This is a genomic window from Streptomyces sp. NPDC001093 (assembly GCF_040298985.1).
Taxonomy (GTDB): domain Bacteria; phylum Actinomycetota; class Actinomycetes; order Streptomycetales; family Streptomycetaceae; genus Streptomyces.
Window position 1 is genome coordinate 2,567 of sequence record NZ_JBEPBF010000097.1, and the last position, 18,781, is coordinate 21,347.

Sequence of the window (18,781 nt, forward strand, 5' to 3'; positions counted from 1 at the left end):
CGCCCGCACTCCACCGCGGCCCCCCACGGGCGGCTGCGGCCCGAGGCGGAACGGGACGCCCCGGGCACCGCCGACTGGCGCCTGGCCTCCACCGGCCCGCCGGACGCGGTGGCCGGTTACCCGGACCGGGTGAGCGTCACCCCGGGCGAGCAGTTCGGGCTGCACGTGTCCACCACGGCCGCCGCGTTCCGGGTGTCCGCGTTCCGGGTCGGCTGGTACGGCGGCCGGCAGGCCCGCCGGATCTGGACGTCCGGGCGCATACCCGGGCGCGCCCGGCCGGCGCCGCGCGTGCTGCCGGCCACCCGCACGGTGCGCGCCGACTGGCCGGTGACGCTGCCGGTGGACACCTCGGGCTGGCCGGAGGGCGCCTATCTGCTGCGGCTGGAGGCGGACACCGGGCACCAGCGGTACGTTCCGCTGATCGTCCGGTCCACCGACGGCACGGGCCGTACGGTCCTGCTGCACGCCCCGGCCACCTGGCAGGCGTACAACCGCTGGGGCGGCAGCAGCCTCTACAACGGCGCGTCGGGGGCGTACGCCACCCGCTCCCTCGCGGTGAGCTTCGACCGCCCCTACGACGGCGACGGCGCCGAGAAGTTCCGGGTGTACGAGTGGGCGCTGGTGGTGCTGGCCGAACGCCTCGGCATACCGCTCGCCTACACCACCGGCGTCGACGTCCACCGGGACCCGGGGGTCCTGCGCGGCGCGCACGCCGTCGTCTGCCTGGGGCACGACGAGTACTGGACGCCGGAGCAGCGGGCCCATGTGACCGCCGCCCGGGACGCCGGTACGAACATCGCCTTCCTCGGCGCGAACACCTGCTTCCGCCGGGTCCGGCTGGAGGCCGGGGAGGGCGCGGACGACCGTACGGTGGTCTGCTACAAGACCGCCTACCGCGCCGACCCGTGCTACGACTCCCACCCCGCGCTGGTCACCACCGACTACCGTCTCCCGCCCGCCGCGGATCCCGAGTCCTCCCTGACCGGCGTGCTCTACGAGGGCTATCCGGTCGACGCCCCCTATGTCGTCCGGGCCGCCGACCACTGGCTGTACGACGGCACCGGCGCACGCGCGGGCGACGCCTTCGCCCATCTCGTCGGCGTGGAGTACGACCGGATCACCCCCGGCGCTCCCACCCCCGGCGAGCTGGAGATCATCGCGCACTCCCCGCTGGTCTGCGGCGGGCGGGCCAGCCACAGCGACTCGGCGTACTACACGGTTCCGAGCGGCGCCGGCGTGTTCGCGACCGGCACCATGCGCTGGGTGGAGGGCCTGGTGGCCGGGACCGGCATGTTCGGGCGCGACCACGGCATGGACGCCCGCACCCGCGCCTTCGTCACCCGCACCACGGAGAACCTCCTGCGCACGTTCGCGAAGGGCCCCGCGACCCGGCACGCCCCGCCGCCGCGCGCCAACGTCCGTACGGTGTACGGCGCTTGACGTCGGAGTAGCGGGGTACCGCCGGTCGCGTCGCGGATCCCGGACGCGCCTGGCCCCGGGAGGGCGCGTCAGTCCGTCGCGGCGTGCCGTCCGCCCGACCGCAGGTGGTCCCTGCGGGCGTTGTTGTAGATCCGCAGGAGATGCTTGGCGACGGCACAGGCCGCGCCGTCGGCATGGCACTGGCGGCAGGTCCGCACGTGCTGCTCATAGGTGAGGCGCGCGTTTTCCAACGCGTCGTTGAGAGAAGACATGGACATCTCCGGGCAGGGCGCGCTCTGTGACCGCACCAAGTTGACTGACTGGTAACCCGGAACCAAGGTGATCATATTACTGGCGGTACTGGGAAACGCGTCCGGACGGTCATCGCTGCGCGGTGGTGTTCGCGCCGTCGAGCGCCTCCCGGATGATGTCCGCGTGCCCGGCATGCTGGGCCGTCTCGCGGATCAGGTGCAGCAGGATGCGCCGGGCGGACCAGTGGACGGTCTCGGGCGGCGACCAGGGAGTTCTGGGCAGTGGCACGGTCCGGTCCAGGCCGGGAAGAGCCGCGACGGCCTCCTCGAGCGCGCGGGTGCCTGCCGCGTACTCCGCCAGCAGCCCGGCGAGTGTCTCGCCGTTCGCCATCCCGTACTGGCCGAGGTCGAGCATGCCCTCCGGCAGCTCCCCGTCACCCTTCGCCATGATCTGCGCCCACACCCGCTCACCACGCGCCAGGTGCTTGACGATCCCGCCCAGCGTCAGCTCGCTCACCGTGGTCCGGCGGGCGGCCTCGGCATCGGTCAGCCGGCGCACGGTGATCAGCAGCAACTCCCGCTGTTCGGCCAGGGCTTGCAAGAGCTCGGCGCGCTCGCCGGACGACGGGGACTCGCGGTTCTCCGAAGAAGTGACCATGGCCCGACCGTAGACGGCAATGAGGTCAGATCCTGTCCGCTGTGCTCGCGAGGGAGCTGTTTTTACCGTCCACCTGATCGATCACCCGGCCGAGCGGAAGCGCTTCTGGTGCCGGTCAGCGGCCGGAGTGCTTCAGCAGTGCGCGTGCGTGGTTCATGAAGGCGGCCAGGCCCACCTCGAAGGCGCGGTCGGCCCGTCCCTCGCCCACGGCGGCGAGGGCCTCCGCGAGACGCGGGGTGGGCGTATGGTCCGTCAGCTCCCACATCGTCTCCGGCGCGGCGAGGTCGAGGGCGGAGCCCAGCACCAGGTTCTCCAGGGCGATGATCAGCGGCATGATCTCGGCCCGGTCGAAACCGGCGTCGAGCAGCAGACCCACCGCACGCTCGTACTGCTCCAGCACCCGCGGTGCGCGCACCGGCGAGGTCGTGAGCAGCGGGATCGTCCGGGGGTGGGCGGCGAACGCGGCCCGGTAGGAGCGGGCCCAGGCCTCGACGGCCGTGTCCCACGGGGTCAGCTCGAGGGTGGCGGTGTCGATCGCCGAGGCGACACGCTCCCGCAGCAGTTCCACTATGCCGTCGCGGCCGTCCACATGGTGGTACACCGAACCGGTCTGGGCACCGAGCCGCCGGGCGATCTGCGGGACGCTGAAGTCGCCGGTCTCGTCGATCAGACGCAGCGCGGTGGTGGTGATGCGCTCGCGGTCGAGGAGCGGTGTGCGCGGCCGTCCCATGGTCAGCGTTCTCCCTGAGGTCTTCCCGGATGCCCAACGGCAGGTTACATTGCGAAAACCGAAAGCCTTTAGGTTTACGGCTCCGGGCGCTCGCCATCCCTCACGGGTGCCCGGAGACGCCGGCCCGGTCGGCCCACCCGCCCCGGCCCGCCGACGCCCGCGAACCCGGCTGCCCCCACCACCGTGACCCCTCCACCTCCGCCGCCAGAAGGGCGCCCCGTATGTCCGTGTCCTCCGCGTCCTCCTCCGAGCCACCCGAGCAGCGAGCGCCGTCGGGCGCCGTCACCCTCCGGTCCGGTTCCCTCGGCACCGCCGACATCGCCTTCTTCGTCGTCTCCGCCGCCGCTCCGCTGACCGTCATGGCCGGGGTCGCACCGCTCGCGATCCTGCTGGGCGGCATCGGCGCGCCCGTCGGCTACCTCCTCGCCGGACTGACCCTCGCCGTCTTCGCCGTCGGCTTCACCACCATGAGCCGCCATGTGACCAGCGGCGGCGCCTTCTACGCCTACATCACCCGCGGCCTCGGCCGCCCGGTCGGCATCGGCGCCGCCCTGCTCGCGCTGATCGGCTACAACGGCATGGAGATCGGCGTCTACGGTCTGCTCGCCACCACCACCCGCGACACCCTGCACACCCTGTTCGGCGCCGACGTGCCATGGCTGCCCGTCTCCCTGGCCGGCCTGCTGCTGATCGGCTACGGCGGCTACCACTCGATCGACTTCGGCGCCAGGGTCCTCGGCGTCCTGCTCGTCTGCGAGACCGGGATACTGGTGCTGCTCGCGGGCGGGGTGCTGGTGAAGGGCGGCGCGCACGGGCTGTCCCTGACCTCCCTGGCACCGGCCCATGTGCTCGTGCCCGGCATGGCGGCCGTCCTCGCCTTCGCCTTCGCCGCGTTCACCGGCTTCGAGTCGACCGTGATCTACCGCCGGGAGGCCCGCGACCCCGGGCGCACGGTCCCGCGCGCCACCTATCTGGCCGTGGGGTTCCTCGGCCTGTTCTACGCGTTCGTCGTCTGGATCGCCGTCCAGGCCTTCGGCGACGACCAGGTGGTGCGTGCGGCAGGCAAGGACCCGGCGGGCCTGTTCTTCACGGCGATCAGCACCTACGTGGGCGGCTGGGCCGCCGACCTGATGCACGTCTTCATCGTCACCAGCGTCATCGCCTCCCTGCTCGCCTTCCACAACGCCATCAACCGCTATGCCCTCGCTCTCGCCGAGGAGGGTGTGCTGCCCCGCCCGCTCGGCCGGATCCACCCGCGCCACCGCTCCCCGTACGTCGCCGGCCTCGCCCAGACCGTCCTCGGCGCCGTGGTCGTGCCGGCCTTCTGGGCCGCGCACGCCGACCCGTACCAGCAGCTGCTGCTGTGGGTGAACACCCCGGGAATGATCGGTCTGTTGCTGCTGCAACTGCTCGCCGCGATCGCCGTGCCGTGCTACTTCCGGCGGGTGCGCCACACCGAGGGAGCCGTGCGCACACTGGTGGCGCCGGTGCTGGCCACCGTTCTGCTGGCGACGGCGATCGCGCTGGTCGTGACCCACATCGACCTGTTCACCGGCGCGTCCGCGCCCGTGAACGTCCTGCTCGTCGCCGTGGCACCGGCCGTCTTCCTGCTCGGCCTGCCCCTGGCCTGGTGGCTGCGCCGCTCCCGCCCGGAGGTCTACGCCCGGTTCGCCACGGAACCCGGTGGGAGCACCGGAACCGACGAGCGCACCGGTCCCGCCGCGGACACCGGTCCCGGCGAGGACACTGTCCCGGCCGCGGTCACCGCACCCGCCGAGTGACCCGAACACCCCCTCACCGCACAGGAGTTACCCCCATGCGTGCTGCCGACCTCATCCTCGCCGGCGCCCAGGTCCGCACCCTCGACCCCGCCCACCCCGCCGCCTCCGCCGTCGCCGTGCACGACGGGGTGATCACGGCGGTCGGCGAGGCGGACGACGTACCAGGCTGGCGCGGCCCCGGCACCGAGGTCGTCGACCTGCACGGCGCGCACCTCGTGCCCGGCCTGGTCGACGCGCACAGCCATCCGGTGTGGGGGCTGGACATGGCGACGGGCACGGACCTGTCGGGCGTCACCGACCTGGCCGGACTGCGCGCGGCGCTCGCCGGTGCCGAGCGGACCGACGGCTGGGTCGTCGGCCACGGTCTGGACCACAACGCGTTCGAGGGCCGCCCCATCCACCACGAGCTGGTGGCGGAGGTGCTCGGCGACACCCCGGCCTTCCTGCGTCTGTACGACGGCCACTCCGCCCTCGTCAGCGCCGCCGCGCTGGCCGCCGCCGGGGTGACCGGCCCGCGCGCCTTCGCCCAGCACGCGGAGGTGGTGTGCGACGCCTCGGGCCGGCCCACCGGTCACCTCGTCGAGCACGCCGCGATGGACCTGGTCGCGGACCTCGTACCCAGGCCGTCGTACACCGAACGGCGGGCCCGGCTCCTGGAGTTGCTGTCCGCCATGGCCGCGACGGGGCTCACCGGGGCGCATGTGATGGACGGCGGCGACCTCGGCCTGGTGGCGGCGGTGGCCGAGGAGACGGTGCTGCCGGTACGGCTGCGGTTCGCGCCCTGGTGCATGCCGGGCGCCGACGGGGACGCGTTGCGGGAGCTGATCGAGCTGCAGGGCCGGGGCGGGCGGCACTGGCTGGTCGGCGGGGTCAAGTTCTTCATGGACGGCACCGTCGAGGGCGGCACGGCCTGGCTGGAGCATCCCGACTGCCACGGTCAGGGCACCGCCGCGTTCTGGCCGGATCCGCACGCCTACGCCGGGGCCGTCCGCGCCCTGCACGCGGCCGGCGTCCGCACCGCCACCCATGCCATCGGGGACGCGGCCGTACGGCATGTCCTGGACACCGTCGCCTCCCTCGGGCCGAGCGGGCACGGCGCCCACCGGATCGAGCACGTCGAGACCGCCCCGGACGAACTCCTGCCCCGCTTCGCCGAGTTGGGGGTTGCGGCCTCCCTGCAGCCGCCGCACACCGGGTACACGCGCCACGACGGCACCGACGAGTGGTCCCGCCGGCTGGGCGGCGACCGGGCCGCCCGTGCCTGGCGGCTGCGCGACCTGCGGGATGCGGGAGCCACGCTCGCCCTCGGCTCGGACTGGCCCATCGCGCACTACGACGTCCGGGCCGTCCTGGCGACGGCCCGCCGGCCGAAGGGCGCCGCGGCCGGCCGGCCGGGCCTGACGCCGTTGCAGGCGCTGGAGGGCTGCACCAGCCACGCGGCGACGGCCGCCGGCGAGTCCGAGGCCGCCGGCCGTGTCGCGCCCGGCTACCGGGCCGACCTCACCGCGCTGGCCGTGGACCCCGTGCACGCGCCCGGCGACGAACTCGCCGAGGCTCCCGTGGCGTTGACGGTCACCGGCGGCCACGTGACGCACCGGGGCGCGTGACGTCGTCGACGCGCCGGGGCGTCCCCGGTAAGATCGTCGGCGGCATCGCGTGCCGGTCACCGGCTGGGTGAGGCATGGAGGCGCCAGGACATGCCCTGGAGGCATTCCTTGTCGGTCCAGTTCAACCACACCATCGTCCATTCCCGGGACAACCGGGAGTCCGCCGAGTTCTTCGCCGGACTGCTCGGTCTCGAGATCACCGCGGAATGGGGCCCGTTCGTCGCGGTCGCCCTCGCCAACGGAGTCACCCTGGACTTCGCCACGATCCCCGCGGAACACATCACACCCCAGCACTACGCCTTCCTGGTCTCCGAGGAGGAGTTCGACGCCGCGTACGCGCGGATCGTCGAGCGCGGCATCGAGCACTACGCGGACCCGCACCGGCGCCGGCCCGGCACCATCAACCACAACGACGGCGGCCGCGGCGTGTACTTCATGGACCCGGCGGGCCACGCCATGGAACTGATCACCGTCCCCTACGGCGGCTGGCCCTCGTAACCGGCGCGCCTCACCTGCCGAACCCCTCCTTCTTGACGAGGTCGAGGAAGCGCGGGGTGCCCTCGGTGGTGCGCACGTCGAGCACGGAGCGCACATGCCCCTCGGTGACGGCCTCGCGCACGAGCGCGTGCGCGAGGTCGGCCCGGGAGGTGAACCGCCCGGGCAGCCGGGCGGGGGCCAGCCGGTAGTCGCTGACCTCGGTCGTATCGAACAGGCCGGCGGGCCGCAGCACCGTCCAGTCGTGGCCGCTCGCGCGCACGATGTCCTCCATGCGGCGCATGTCGTCGTAGACCGTGCGCCCGACGACCCGCACGAAGAACGGCTCGAGCACGTTCCGGAAGAAGACGCCCTCCCCGGGTGCGGGCACGTCGAACAGGACGGTGGAGGTGACGCAGACCAGGCGCCGGACACCGTGCCGGGTCATGGCCCGGGTGATGTGGGTGAGGCCGGCCGAGTACACCGTGACCGGAGCACGGCCGTACGGGACGCCGAGCGCGGAGATCACCGCGTCGTGGCCGGGGACGACACGGTCGACCGCCGCCCCCTCCAGGACGTCGGCCTCCGCGACCTTCAGGCGGGGGTGGTCGGGCGGGAAGGCGTCGGGGTGACGGGTCACGGCGGTGACGGTGTGTCCGGCGGCGGTCGCCTGCTCGGTGACCTGCCGTCCGGTCGGCCCGTTCGCGCCGAAGACGACGAGTCGCATGGGCTGCTCCTTCGCTGCGTGGTGCTGCTGCCGTGGACCGAGAGGGCCGGGAGGGCCGCAGGTGTGACAGCGCGGGCGGAGGATGAGATCCACGACACACGCCCGTCCCCCGATGTCACACTCCGGGGTGCCCGGCCCCTCTGGGTGGGCAGACGTCGTGAGGAGATGCCATGCCCGACAACCGGACGCCCACGGGAGCGGACACCGCCACACAGGCGTTCCTCGACCACCGCGAGCTGCTGTTCGCGGTGGCGTACAACATGCTGGGCAGCGTCACCGACGCCGAGGACGTGCTGCAGGAGACCTGGCTGTCCTGGGCGGGGCGTGCGGGTACCGGGGACGCGGGGCAGGCGGCGGAGATCGAGCATCCGCGGGCCTATCTGGTGCGGATCACCGTGCGGCAGGCGCTCGCACGGCGGGCGCGGATCGCCCGGCGGCGCGAGACCTACGTCGGGCCGTGGCTGCCGGAGCCCCTGCCCACGGACGGGGCTCCCGGTCCGGCGGCCGGCGAGGACGCGTCCGAGGGCGCGGTGCGGGCCGAGTCGGTGTCGCTGGCCATGCTGGTCGTGCTGGAGACCCTGACCCCGCTGGAGCGGGCGGTGTTCGTCCTGCACGAGGTGTTCGGCTACGCACACACCGAGATCGCGGACATCCTCGGCCGCAGCCCCGCGGCCGTACGGCAGCTCGCGCACCGCGCCCGGTCCCATGTGCGCGCCCGGCGCCCCCGGTACCAGGCCCATCCCCGGGTCCGGCGGCAGGCGACGGAACGGTTCGTCGCCACCGCGCTCGGCGGGGACCTCGGTGCGCTGCTGGAGATCCTGGCGCCTGAGGCCACGCTGTGGACGGACGGTGGCGGCAAGGCACAGGCGGCACCGCGGCCGATCCGCGGCCGGGACAAGGTGGCACGGGCGCTGACCGGCTATGCCGCGCGTACGGCGGCGGGGCTGGAGTTCCAGCACCGGGACGTCAACGGCGACGCGGCCGTGGTGGTGTTCGAGGACGGCTCCCCGCACGCGGTGATGGTCATGGACCTCGACCCGGACGGCGAGCGGGTCCGCGAGGTGTACCTGGTCACGAACCCGGACAAGCTCTCGGCGCTGGAGCCGGGCGAGGCGCGTCCGAAGGTCTAGCGGCGCGCGCGAGCGGGACGCCGCCGGAAGCGGCGTCCCGCCGGGAGACCGTCGTGCGCCGGGTCGCGGCCATGGCGTCACGACGGTGCCGCCGAAGGTCACCACGAGGTGCCCGTCCGAGGCGAAGGACCAGCGGAGGGCCCCGGAGTACGAGGAGCAGCGGGAGCCGTTCGTACCGGTCCAGAGCTGGTCGGAGCTGTCGGAGTTGCCGACGGTCCTGTCGTTCGGGCCGCTGACGGCGAAGCGGCACGAGGTGTCGGTGCGGAACACCGAAGCCGTTCTTGTCGGCGATGGCGTGCCGCACGATGTGGTTGACCGCGATGTCGTCGCCGCCGAGCTTGTAGCCGTTGCGGTCGGAACTCTCGCTCTGGCCCGAGAAGTTCAGGACGCGCTTGGATGGTGACCGTGGAGGAGTAGGTGTACGTCCCGCCGCGCAGGTAGATCGTCCCGCCCGGTGTGATACGGCTGATGGCCGAGGTGAGTGTGGTCGGCGCCGACTGTGTGCCGGCCGCGTCGGCGGTGCCGCTCGGCGACACGTACTGCGCTCCCCGACCGCATGGATGCGCCATGCTCACATCAATGGCCGCGTACATGATTCCTATTCAGATGAATGAATACCGTCGGCCTACTCCCCCGGCGCGAGGAAGCGGGCCACGGTCCGAGCCGCCTCCGCGACCAGAGCGTCGTCCGCCGGCGCGTCCTGGGTGTTCCCGGCCGACAGGACGGTCAGCAGGACCGGCGTCTTCCGGGTCGTCCAGGCCACGCCGATGTCGTTCGCGGTCCCGTAGGCGCCGGTGCCGGTCTTGTCCGCCAGAACCCAGTCGTCCGGCAGTCCGGCGCGGAACCGCGCGGCACTGGTGGTGTTGCCCTTCAGCCAGGTCACGAGCCGTTCCCGGTCGGCGCCGGCCAGGGTCCGGCCCAGGGTCAGCCGCCCGAAGCTGCGGCCCAGGGCCTCGGGGGTCGTGGTGTCGCGCAGGTCGCCGGGGATGGCGGTGTTCAGGTCCGTCTCCCACCGGTCGAGCCGGCTCACCCGGTCGCCCAGCGACCGGAAGAAGCGGGTGAGCCCGGCGGGACCGCCGATCTCACGCAGCAGCAGATTGCCCGCCGCGTTGTCGCTGTACTGGATCGCCGCCGCGCACAGGTCCGCCACCGTCATGCCGGTGTCCAGGTGCTCCGCGGTGCGCGGCGAGTTCGACAGGATGTCGTGCGGCGGGTAGTGGATCACCTTGTCCAGCGGGGCGCAGCCGCCGTGGTCGCGCAGGACCGCCGCCGCGGCGAACGCCTTGAACGTCGAACACATCGCGAACCGCTCCCCCGCCCGGTGGGACACGGTCCGTCCGGTGCGCGCGTTGCGCGCGTACACGCCGAGCCGGGCGCCGTGCCGTCGCTCCAGCTCGGCCAGCTCGGCTTGCGCACCGGGCACTTCATCGTTCGGTGCCGCCGACGCGGTGGGCGCGGCGACGGCCGTCGCGGCCACGGCCGCCGTGGTGAGGGCGAGGCCCGCCCTGAACAGGCCGCGCCGGCCGAGCGAGTTGGAGTGGTCGGGGCTGGTCATGAGCACAGTCCTCCTGGTCGTCCGTCCGTGATCGGCTTCCCCGATCTTCGACGGGGACAGCGAAACAGCCGGACACCACTCATGTCCAAGAGTGAACTTTGAACGCCTCATGCCTTATTGATATGAGTGCAGGATGGATCTCCTCGCGCATCTCGAGGCCTATGTCGCGACGGCCGACGAAACGAGCTTCTCCCGGGCAGCGGACCGGCTCGGCATCGCCCAGCCGCTGCTCAGCCGCCGTGTCAAGACGCTGGAGGAACACTTCGGCGGCCTGCTGTTCGACCGTTCGCGGCGGCAGATCACGATCACCGAGCTGGGCGCGCTGCTCCTGCCGTACGCGCGTGACGTGCTGGACCGGGCCCAGCGGCTGCGGCAGGTGGCCGGTACGGCCGGGCGGGCACGGATGCGGGCCGTCGGTGTGCCCACGCACTGTGCCCCGGCGGCGCTGGCCCGCGCGATCCGCGCCGGCGCCGAGCGGGGGATCAGCCTCGGCATGCGCGAACTGCCGCCCCTGGAACGGGTTTCCGGGCTGGCCGACGGCTCGCTCTCCTACGCGCTCGTGCGGGTTCCGCCGGAGCGGGGCGCGTTCCGGGTGCCGCTGGGCCTGACGTCGGCGCCGGAGCCGGAGGCGCCGGATGGAGGGCGGGGCCCGGAGTACGGCGGCGTGCCGCGGGCTGTCCATCTGGAGGACCTGCGGCCGCGCCGCGGTCGTGGCGCCGAACGAGCCGCTCCCCTGCCGGTGCTGACCCTGCCGGAGGATCAGGTGCCCTCCTGTGAGGACCGGCTGGAGCGCGCCGCGGCCCGGGCCGGGCTGCCACCGGGCCGGTTCCGGCCAGCCGGGTCCGCGGCCACCGCACTCGCCGAGACGCTGGCCGGGCGGGCGCTGCTGCTGTGCGCCGAGCCCCTGGCCCGGCGGCACGGGGCACGCTGGGCGCCGCTGGGCGACCGGTCACTGCACCGGGGATACGACGTGGGCGGCGCCCAGGGCCGCAACGGCTCGGCGGATGTGCCGGACTGGCTGGTCCCCCTGCTGGCGTCGGCCGCAGGGGCTGCCACCCGTGGATCCGGCGCGGCTCCCTCCGGGACCGGCGCCGAGGACGCATCGGCGCGGCTGGCGGCCCGCGGATGAGCGCGGCACCGGTGCGCCCCCCGGTGTACGTCGCGGACGGCGGCGCCCTCCTGAGCGTGGCCGAGGCGATCGCCGCGGACTGGGCCGCCCTCGGCGTGCGCGGTTCCTTCCTCGCCCGGCACCTCGGCACCGGCGAACAACTGGGCTTCGACATCGATGAGTTGATGCCGCTGGCGTCGGTGGTGAAGGTCCCGGTGGCCCTCGTCGTACTGGACCGGATCGCGGCCGGGAAGCTCGATCCGGCGCACCCGGTGACGGTCGATCCGGCCCGGAGCAGCGTCGGTCCCACCGGGCTCGCGGCGTTCCGGCACCCGGCGAGCGTGGCCGTCGGTGACCTGCTGCTGCTCATGCTGTCGGTGAGCGACAACGCCGCGGCGGACACCCTGCTCGACCTGGTGCCGGCGGCGGACGTGGACGAGCGGCTGCGCGCTTGGGGGTGCGGGGAGATCCGGATGCGGCACTGTTTGAACCACCTGTACGAGTGCGCCGCCGGTGCCGCCGGCCACGACTTCTCCCTCGCGCTGGAACTGGCCCTCCGGGACGAGCGGGCCGGCCGGCACACCATCGAGACCCTGGACCCGGCCTACGCCAACGCCGGGTCGGCCGCGGCGCTCGTCGAACTGCTGCGGCGGGTGTGGTGCGACGAGATCTCCACGCCGACGGCGACGGCGGAGCTGCGGCGGCTGATGGGCCTGCAGGTCTTCACGCACCGGCTGGGGAGCGAACTGCGGGCGGACTCGCTGCGGTGGAGCGGCAAGACGGGCACGTTTCTGCACCTGCGGCACGAGATCGGGGTGGTCGAGGCGGAGTCGGGGGACCGGGTGGCCATGGCGGCGCTCACCCGTGCCGGGCGCCGGGCGGGTCTCGCTCCGGATATCGACCTCGCGATCGGGGTTGCAGGCAGGAACGCCTTCGAGGCACTGCGCCGGTGAGGGAACGGCCGTTTCGTCTCAGCGCCGTTGGGCTTGTGGCCGGTGGGTGTCTGCAGGTGCGATGTGGCGGGTCGCGCGGTTCCCGGCGCCCCTTCGGGGGCACTCATGGCGCAGCAGGCGTTGTTCTCACCACCGGCGGAGAGAGTGCCGGGCGGCCCGGGGCGGCGGCGTGGATCGCCGTGCGTCGCCGCCGCCCGGCCGGGGAGGTACGAGCCCCGCGGCAGGCGGACGGCGGCACCGAGATGTCACCGGAGCCGGCCGCCCGCCGCTCACGTGCCGGTCAGGCCGGCTTCACCGCCGAGACCGCGGTCGCGGTGACGGTGTTGTCGCACTCGGCGAACTCGCCGTCCGACAGGGCGACTTGGTGCGCACCCGAACCGGACAGGCCGACCACGAGCGTCGGGTAGACGGCGGGCTTGGCGCCGGAGACGCAGTAGCCGTCGCCCTCGCCCTCGACCTGGACGAAGGTCAGCTTCACCCAGGCCGTGCCGCCCGGCGCGAGGCGCACCGGGGAGGCGATGCCCGTGGGGATCACCTTCAGGGGTCTGTTGTGTGCGGGGGAACCGTTGCCCGCACCGGCCACCGACGGGTGACCCCGCAGCACGCAGGCGTGTCCGGAGACGTTGGTGAACTTGATGAGCGCCGTGCCGGTGCCGGTGCCGACCCGGTGGTCGGGCCCCTGCTGGGCCGTCGCCTGCACGGCCGACACCGGACATGCCGACGCCGTGCCGGCCGAGGTGACGGACGCCGGAGAGACCGCGGCGCTCGGGGCGGTCGAGGTGCCGCCGGAGGATCCCGAGCTGGACGGCGGCGTGGCCGTGGGGTTCGCGGTGGTGGAGGCAGTGGCGGCGGCCGCGGTCGGGGAGGACGTCTTGGCGGCCCCGTCGCCGTCTCCCGACTGGCACGCCGTCAGCGACAGCGCGGCGGCGATCACGGCAGTCGCCGATGCGGCGAGGCGAGTGGTGTTGCGGTGGTGCATGAGGTCCCCCGATTCCGGTGGTCTGACCGGCTCCCTGCCGGTGCTCGCGGAGGGAGACAGAGCCGGGCGACCGAGGGTTTCCGCTGTAGATCATCTGTGACGGTTGTGGATCCCCTGTGACCTTTCGGTGACAGAGGTCCGGCCCCGCTCGGACGACGAGGGCGTCCGGCCCGACCCGTGCGGGCCGGGCCGGACGCCCCCCAGCCTTGGCTCAGACCAGGTCGAACCGGTCCAGGTTCATGACCTTGTCCCACGCGGCGACGAAGTCCTTCACGAACTTCTCCTTCGCGTCGTCGCCGGCGTACACCTCGGCGAGGGCGCGCAGCTCGGAGTTGGAACCGAAGACCAGGTCGGCACGGCTGCCGGCCCACTTCAGCTCGCCCGTGACGGCGTCACGGCCCTCGAACGTGGTCTGGTCCTCGGAGGTCGACTTCCAGGTCGTGCCCATGTCGAGCAGGTTGACGAAGAAGTCGTTGGTGAGGACGCCGGGCGTCTTGGTCAGGACGCCGAGCTGCGACTGCTGGTGGTTGGCACCGAGGACCCGCAGACCGCCGACGAGCACCGTCATCTCGGGGGCGCTCAGGGTCAGCAGGTTCGCCTTGTCGACCAGCAGGTACTCGGCCGGGAGGCGGTTGCCCTTGCCGAGGTAGTTGCGGAAGCCGTCCGCGGTCGGCTCCAGCGCCTCGAAGGACTCGGCGTCGGTGTGCTCCTCGGTCGCGTCCACGCGGCCCGGGGTGAAGGGCACCTGCACCTCGAAGCCGCCCTCCTTGGCGGCCTTCTCGACCGCTGCGACACCGCCGAGGACGATGAGGTCGGCCAGGGAGACCTTCTTGGCGCCGGAGGAGGCGTTGAACTCCTGCTGGACGCCCTCGAGGATGCGCAGCGCCTGGGCCAGCTCGTCGGGCTCGTTGACCTCCCAGCCGCGCTGCGGCTGCAGACGGATCCGGGCGCCGTTGGCACCGCCGCGCTTGTCGCTGCCGCGGAAGGTGGAGGCGGATGCCCAGGCGGTGGTGACCAGCTGGGACACGGAGAGGCCCGAGTCGAGCAGCTTGGTCTTCAGGGCCGCGATGTCGGCATCGTCGATCAGCTCGCCCTCGCGCTCCGGCAGCGGGTCCTGCCAGATCAGGGTCTCCTCCGGGACCTCCGGGCCGAGGTACCGCGCCTTCGGGCCCATGTCACGGTGGGTGAGCTTGTACCAGGCGCGGGCGAAGGCGTCCGCGAACTCCTCCGGGTGCTCGTAGAACCGGCGCGAGATCGGCCCGTAGATCGGGTCGAAGCGCAGCGACAGGTCAGTGGTGAGCATGCCCGGCGCGATCTGCTTCGAGGCGTCGTGGGCGTGCGGGACGGTGCCCTCGCCCGCGCCGTCCTTCGGCCGCCACTGCTTGGCCCCGGCCGGGGACTCGGTCAGCTCCCACTCGTATTCGAACAGGATCCGGAAGAAATTGTTGCTCCACTGGGTGGGCGTGTTGGTCCAGGTGACCTCGAGGCCGGAGCCGATGGCGTCCGCGCCCTTGCCGGTGCCGAAGGTGCTCTTCCAGCCGAGGCCCTGCTCCTCCAGGCCGGCGGCCTCGGGGTCGAGGCCGACCGCGTCGGCGGGGCCGGCGCCGTGGGTCTTGCCGAAGGTGTGGCCACCCGCGATGAGGGCGACGGTCTCCTCGTCGTTCATGGCCATGCGGCGGAACGTCTCACGGATGTCGCGGGCCGCGGCCAGCGGGTCCGGGTTGCCGTTGGGGCCCTCGGGGTTGACGTAGATGAGGCCCATCTGGACGGCGCCGAGCGGGTTCTCCAGCTCGCGGTCGCCGGTGTAGCGCCTGTCGTCCAGCCAGGTGGTCTCGGGACCCCAGTAGACGTCCTCCTCCGCCTCCCAGACGTCCGCGCGGCCGCCGCCGAAGCCGAAGGTGTCGAAGCCCATGGACTCCAGCGCCACGTTGCCGGCGAGGATCATCAGGTCGGCCCAGGAGATCTTCTGACCGTACTTCTTCTTCACCGGCCACAGCAGCCGGCGGGCCTTGTCCAGGTTGACGTTGTCGGGCCAGCTGTTGAGCGGGGCGAAACGCTGCTGGCCGGAGCCGGCGCCGCCGCGGCCGTCGCTGATGCGGTAGGTGCCGGCGCTGTGCCAGGCCATACGGATGATCAGCGGGCCGTAGTGGCCGAAGTCGGCGGGCCACCAGTCCTGCGAGGTGGTCAGCACCTCGGCGATGTCCTGCTTCAGGGCCGGAAGGTCGAGGCTCTTGAAGGCCTCGGCGTAGTCGAAGTCCGCACCGAGCGGGTTCGTCGCGGGCGGGTTCTGGGCCAGGATCTTCAGGTTGAGCCGCTCCGGCCACCACTGGCGGTTGCCACCACCCTGGGTCGGGTGCAGGGCCCGGTCATGGGCGACGGGGCAGCCGCCGCCGGCTCCCTCCGCCTTCGCGTCTGTGACGATCGCGTCGTGGTTCTCAGTCATGGCAATCCTTCCGAACTGTGCGGAACTCGGTGCTCAGGAACTGCGGCCGGTGGAACAGTCGGGGCAGATACCCCAGTAGACGACCTCGGCCTCGTCGATGGCGAAGCCGCGGTCGTCGGATGCGGTCAGGCAGGGCGCGTCGCCGACCGCGCAGTCGACGTCGGCGACGGCACCGCACGACCGGCACACGATGTGGTGGTGGTTGTCCCCCACGCGTCCCTCGTACCGGGCCGGGTGACCGGCCGGCTCGATACGGCGGACGAGACCCGCCGCGGTGAGGGCGTGAAGGGCCTCGTAGACGGCTTGCAGGGAGATGTGGCCCACGCGGTTGCGCACCCCGGAGGCGAGCGCCTCGACGCCGAGGTGGTCGCCCGCCCGGACGGTCTCCAGCAGCGCGACGCGGGCTGCCGTCACGCGCAGACCGGCACCGCGGAGTTCCTCGGCGGTGGTCGGGGTCGGGGAGGCGGTCATGAGGTCGAACCTACCCTCATAAACACGAGTGATTCAAGAAAACGATCGATGCAATTTTGGTTGCGCCCGGCCGGCCGGCGTCCGCCCGCGCGTCCGCCTCGACACCCGCCGGGCGTTTGCGCTCATGTTTGCCCTCGCATGGCTCCGCCCCAGGCTTCCGCGCGCCCGGTGGGCGAACCGCGACGGGCTCCGGCGGTACGGCGATCGGTCGCGGGGCGGGTCGGGGGGTGCGGGCGGGGGACGGATCGGGGGCATGCCCGCATCATGTGGCCCCGGACCGGCGGCGACGGCGCGGCAAGCCGGACGGTCCTCCGAACGGGTGAGCCGGGGCACCAGCGCCCACTGGGCCGACCGGCGGCCGGGCCGGGCGTGCCCTTGGCGGCGGCCGGAGCATCCCACCCCATCGGGGCAAGTCGTTACACAAGGCACATGAACGCCACAGAGTGAGAAACTCGGACCCCGTCACCGAGGTGGCCGTCGAGAGGGGCGCTGGTGGACCTGGACGCCGTCGCCGACGAGCTGTACGGGCTGCGGCCGGAGGAGTTCGTCGCCGCCCGTGACCGCCGCGCCCGGGAGGCCCGCAAGGCCGGTGATCAGGCCCTCGCCAAGGAAATCGGCGGGTTGCGGCGACCCAGTCTGTCCGCATGGGTGGGCAATCTGCTCGTGCGGCGGCAGCCCGAGGAGGTCCGGCCGCTGCTGGAACTCGGCGAGGAGCTGCGCCGGGCACACCGCGACCTGGACGGGCCGCAGCTGCGCAAGCTCGCCCGTCGGCAGAGCGAGGTGATCGGCGCGCTCGGCCAGCAGGCGCGGCGGCTGGCGGCGGAGGCCGGTCGGCCGGTGGGTGAGGGGGTCCAGCGAGAGGTCGAGGAGACCCTGCACGCCGTGCTCGCCGATCCGCAGGCCGCCCGGGAGTGGGCGGCGGGGCGGCTCGTGAAGCCGCTCAGCTCCACGTTCGGCTTTCTCGGTGCGGACGAGGGCGTCGTCGACCGCCGTCCTGCCGCCCCTGCGGCGGCCGGGACGAAAAAACGCGCCGAGGGCGAGGAGCCCGGCGGACGCGGAGCGGAGAGGAAGAGACAGAGGAAGCGGGGCGGGGCGGAGGAGCGCGAGGACGAACTGGCCCACCGGCGCCGTCTCAAGGAGGCCCGCGGAGCCTCCCGGGACGCGGAGCGGGACCTGCGTGCCCGCGAAGCGGAGGCCGAGGCCGCCGGGCGGGAGGTGGAGGAGGCCCGCGACCGGGTGGCCGAGGCCGAGGAGCGCGTGCGTGAGCTGCGCGCGCGGCTGCGCGACGCGGAGGAGGAGCAGCGGCGGTGGCGTGGCGACGAACAGGAGGCACGGGAGCGGGCCCGGCAGGCCGACCGCGCCGTACGGGAGGCCCGGCGCCACGCCGAGGCGACTACGGCCGAGGCCGAGCGGCTGGCCGGCACCCGGGCCGAGCGCGCGTCCCCGGTAGGAACGCGCCGGCGACGACCGGATGGCACCACGGCGGACCACTGACCCCATGACGGAGGCGAGGAGCCATGGCGAGACCCATCTGGACCGGTGTCCTGACCTTCGGGCTGGTCACCCTGCCCGTGGCGTTGTACACCGCCACCGAGGACCACACCGTGCACTTCCACCAGCTTCAGCGCGGCACCTCGGACCGGATCCGCAACAAGCGGGTCAACGAGCGCACCGGCAAGGAGGTCGACATCGACAAGATCGTCAAGGGCTACGAGATCGACGAGGGCGAGTACGTCGTCGTGGAGCCGGAGGAGCTGGAGGAGATCGCGCCCGGGCGGTCGAAGGTGATCGACCTGGCCGGGTTCGTCGATCTGCACCAGGTCGAGCCCGTGTACTTCGCCCGCACGTACTACGTGGGCCCGCGCGGCAAGGAGTACGTCAAGGTGTACGAACTGATGCGCTCGGCGCTGGACCGCTCGTACAAGGCGGGGATCGCCACGCTCACCATGCGCGGCAAGGAGTACCTGACCGCGTTGCGCGCGCAGCCGGGCGTCCTCGTCCTGCACACCCTGCACTGGGCCGACGAGGTGCGCGACCCCGCCGACACGGTGCCCGAACTGCCGCAGCGGCGCACGAAGAGCGGCAGCAAGGAGCTGCGGACGGCCGAGCAGCTGATCGACGCCCTCACGATCGACTGGGACCCCACCGACTATCACGACACCTACGAGGAACGCGTCAAGAAGCTCGTCGCCGCGAAGCGGAAGGGCGAGGAGGTCGTCGGCGCACCGGAGCCGCCGGAGGCGACCAATGTGATCGACCTGATGGATGTGCTCAGCCGGAGCGTCGAGCAGGGCCGGTCCAGGGGCCGCAAGGGCGGCGGAAAACCGCCGGCGGGCAAGAAGCGGGCCGCCGGAGAGAAGGAGGACCTGGGTTCCCTGTCGAGGGCGGAGCTGTACGAGCGGGCGAGCACCGCGGGCGTACCGGGCCGGTCGAAGATGACGCGGGATCAGCTCCTCAAGGCCCTTTCCGCGCAGGCTGCTTGACCGTCGGCGTCG

At 72.9% G+C, this 18,781-nt stretch carries 17 protein-coding genes and 1 pseudogene; 9 read left to right on the top strand and 9 right to left on the bottom strand.

All coding sequences use genetic code 11. From position 1 onward, the window contains the following. On the top strand, positions 1-1,440 hold a 1,440-nt coding region (locus ABT288_RS34915; protein ID WP_502972901.1), incomplete at its 5' end, for a N,N-dimethylformamidase beta subunit family domain-containing protein. A gap of 68 nt (positions 1,441-1,508) precedes the next feature. Here ABT288_RS34915 and ABT288_RS34920 read toward each other — a convergent pair. The 3 genes from ABT288_RS34920 to ABT288_RS34930 all read right to left on the bottom strand — a co-directional run bounded on the left by ABT288_RS34920 (position 1,509) and on the right by ABT288_RS34930 (position 3,058). Beyond that, positions 1,509-1,691 (bottom strand): hypothetical protein, encoded by a 183-nt coding sequence (locus ABT288_RS34920; protein ID WP_351616599.1) that lies wholly within the window; start codon positions 1,689-1,691, stop codon positions 1,509-1,511. A gap of 109 nt (positions 1,692-1,800) precedes the next feature. Then, positions 1,801-2,328, bottom strand: a complete 528-nt coding sequence (locus ABT288_RS34925) for a DinB family protein (protein ID WP_351616602.1) — start codon at positions 2,326-2,328, stop codon at positions 1,801-1,803. Between the two features lie 115 nt (positions 2,329-2,443). Then, positions 2,444-3,058 carry a TetR/AcrR family transcriptional regulator C-terminal domain-containing protein gene (locus ABT288_RS34930; protein ID WP_351616604.1) on the bottom strand — a complete coding sequence of 205 codons (615 nt, stop codon included), beginning with the start codon at positions 3,056-3,058 and terminating at the stop codon, positions 2,444-2,446. 221 nt (positions 3,059-3,279) lie between these two features. Between ABT288_RS34930 and ABT288_RS34935 the strand changes: the two genes are divergently transcribed. The 3 genes from ABT288_RS34935 (at position 3,280) to ABT288_RS34945 (ending at position 6,944) form a co-directional block, all read left to right on the top strand. Next, positions 3,280-4,839, top strand: a complete 1,560-nt coding sequence (locus tag ABT288_RS34935) for an APC family permease (RefSeq protein WP_351616607.1) — start codon at positions 3,280-3,282, stop codon at positions 4,837-4,839. Positions 4,840-4,874: 35 nt separating this feature from the next. Then, the gene (locus ABT288_RS34940) at positions 4,875-6,446 is read left to right on the top strand and encodes an amidohydrolase (protein ID WP_351616610.1); all 1,572 of its coding nucleotides are present in this window, start codon (positions 4,875-4,877) and stop codon (positions 6,444-6,446) included. 108 nt (positions 6,447-6,554) lie between these two features. Next, on the top strand, positions 6,555-6,944 hold the full coding sequence (locus ABT288_RS34945) for a VOC family protein (RefSeq protein WP_351616679.1): 390 nt from the start codon (positions 6,555-6,557) through the stop codon (positions 6,942-6,944). Positions 6,945-6,954: 10 nt separating this feature from the next. Here the strand turns inward: ABT288_RS34945 and ABT288_RS34950 are convergent, their stop codons facing one another. Next, a complete protein-coding gene (locus ABT288_RS34950) occupies positions 6,955-7,647 on the bottom strand; it encodes an NAD(P)-dependent oxidoreductase (protein ID WP_351616613.1) in 693 nt (230 codons plus the stop codon). 170 nt (positions 7,648-7,817) lie between these two features. On the opposite strand from ABT288_RS34950, the gene sigJ reads away from it, so the two are divergent. After that, a complete protein-coding gene (sigJ, locus tag ABT288_RS34955; protein ID WP_351616616.1) occupies positions 7,818-8,777 on the top strand; it encodes an RNA polymerase sigma factor SigJ in 960 nt (319 codons plus the stop codon). Between the two features lie 72 nt (positions 8,778-8,849). Here the strand turns inward: sigJ and ABT288_RS34960 are convergent. Further along, positions 8,850-9,337, bottom strand: a pseudogene (locus tag ABT288_RS34960) (right-handed parallel beta-helix repeat-containing protein); the annotation flags it as partial. 65 nt (positions 9,338-9,402) lie between these two features. Beyond that, complete coding sequence (bla, locus tag ABT288_RS34965) at positions 9,403-10,332, bottom strand: class A beta-lactamase (RefSeq protein WP_351616618.1); 930 nt, start codon at positions 10,330-10,332, stop codon at positions 9,403-9,405. Between the two features lie 133 nt (positions 10,333-10,465). On the opposite strand from bla, the gene ABT288_RS34970 reads away from it, so the two are divergent. After that, complete coding sequence (locus ABT288_RS34970; protein ID WP_351616621.1) at positions 10,466-11,461, top strand: LysR family transcriptional regulator; 996 nt, start codon at positions 10,466-10,468, stop codon at positions 11,459-11,461. Then, positions 11,458-12,393, top strand: coding sequence for a serine hydrolase (locus tag ABT288_RS34975; protein ID WP_351616624.1), 936 nt, complete (start codon positions 11,458-11,460; stop codon positions 12,391-12,393). The genes ABT288_RS34970 and ABT288_RS34975 overlap by 4 nt, the downstream gene beginning before the upstream one ends. Before the next feature lie 280 nt (positions 12,394-12,673). Here the strand turns inward: ABT288_RS34975 and ABT288_RS34980 are convergent, their stop codons facing one another. The 3 genes from ABT288_RS34980 to ABT288_RS34990 form a co-directional block, all read right to left on the bottom strand. Further along, positions 12,674-13,372, bottom strand: a complete 699-nt coding sequence (locus ABT288_RS34980; RefSeq protein WP_351616627.1) for a DUF4232 domain-containing protein — start codon at positions 13,370-13,372, stop codon at positions 12,674-12,676. A gap of 211 nt (positions 13,373-13,583) precedes the next feature. Then, a complete protein-coding gene (gene katG, locus ABT288_RS34985) occupies positions 13,584-15,815 on the bottom strand; it encodes a catalase/peroxidase HPI (RefSeq protein ID WP_351616630.1) in 2,232 nt (743 codons plus the stop codon). A gap of 33 nt (positions 15,816-15,848) precedes the next feature. After that, complete coding sequence (locus ABT288_RS34990; RefSeq protein WP_351616632.1) at positions 15,849-16,286, bottom strand: Fur family transcriptional regulator; 438 nt, start codon at positions 16,284-16,286, stop codon at positions 15,849-15,851. 492 nt (positions 16,287-16,778) lie between these two features. Between ABT288_RS34990 and ABT288_RS34995 the strand changes: the two genes are divergently transcribed. After that, positions 16,779-17,780: a hypothetical protein gene (locus ABT288_RS34995; protein ID WP_351616635.1), complete on the top strand. Its 1,002-nt coding sequence runs from the start codon at positions 16,779-16,781 to the stop codon at positions 17,778-17,780. A 23-nt stretch (positions 17,781-17,803) separates the two neighbouring features. Next, entirely contained in the window at positions 17,804-18,769 is a 966-nt protein-coding gene (gene ku, locus ABT288_RS35000; protein ID WP_351616637.1) for a non-homologous end joining protein Ku, read from the top strand. Positions 18,770-18,781 lie beyond the last annotated feature (12 nt).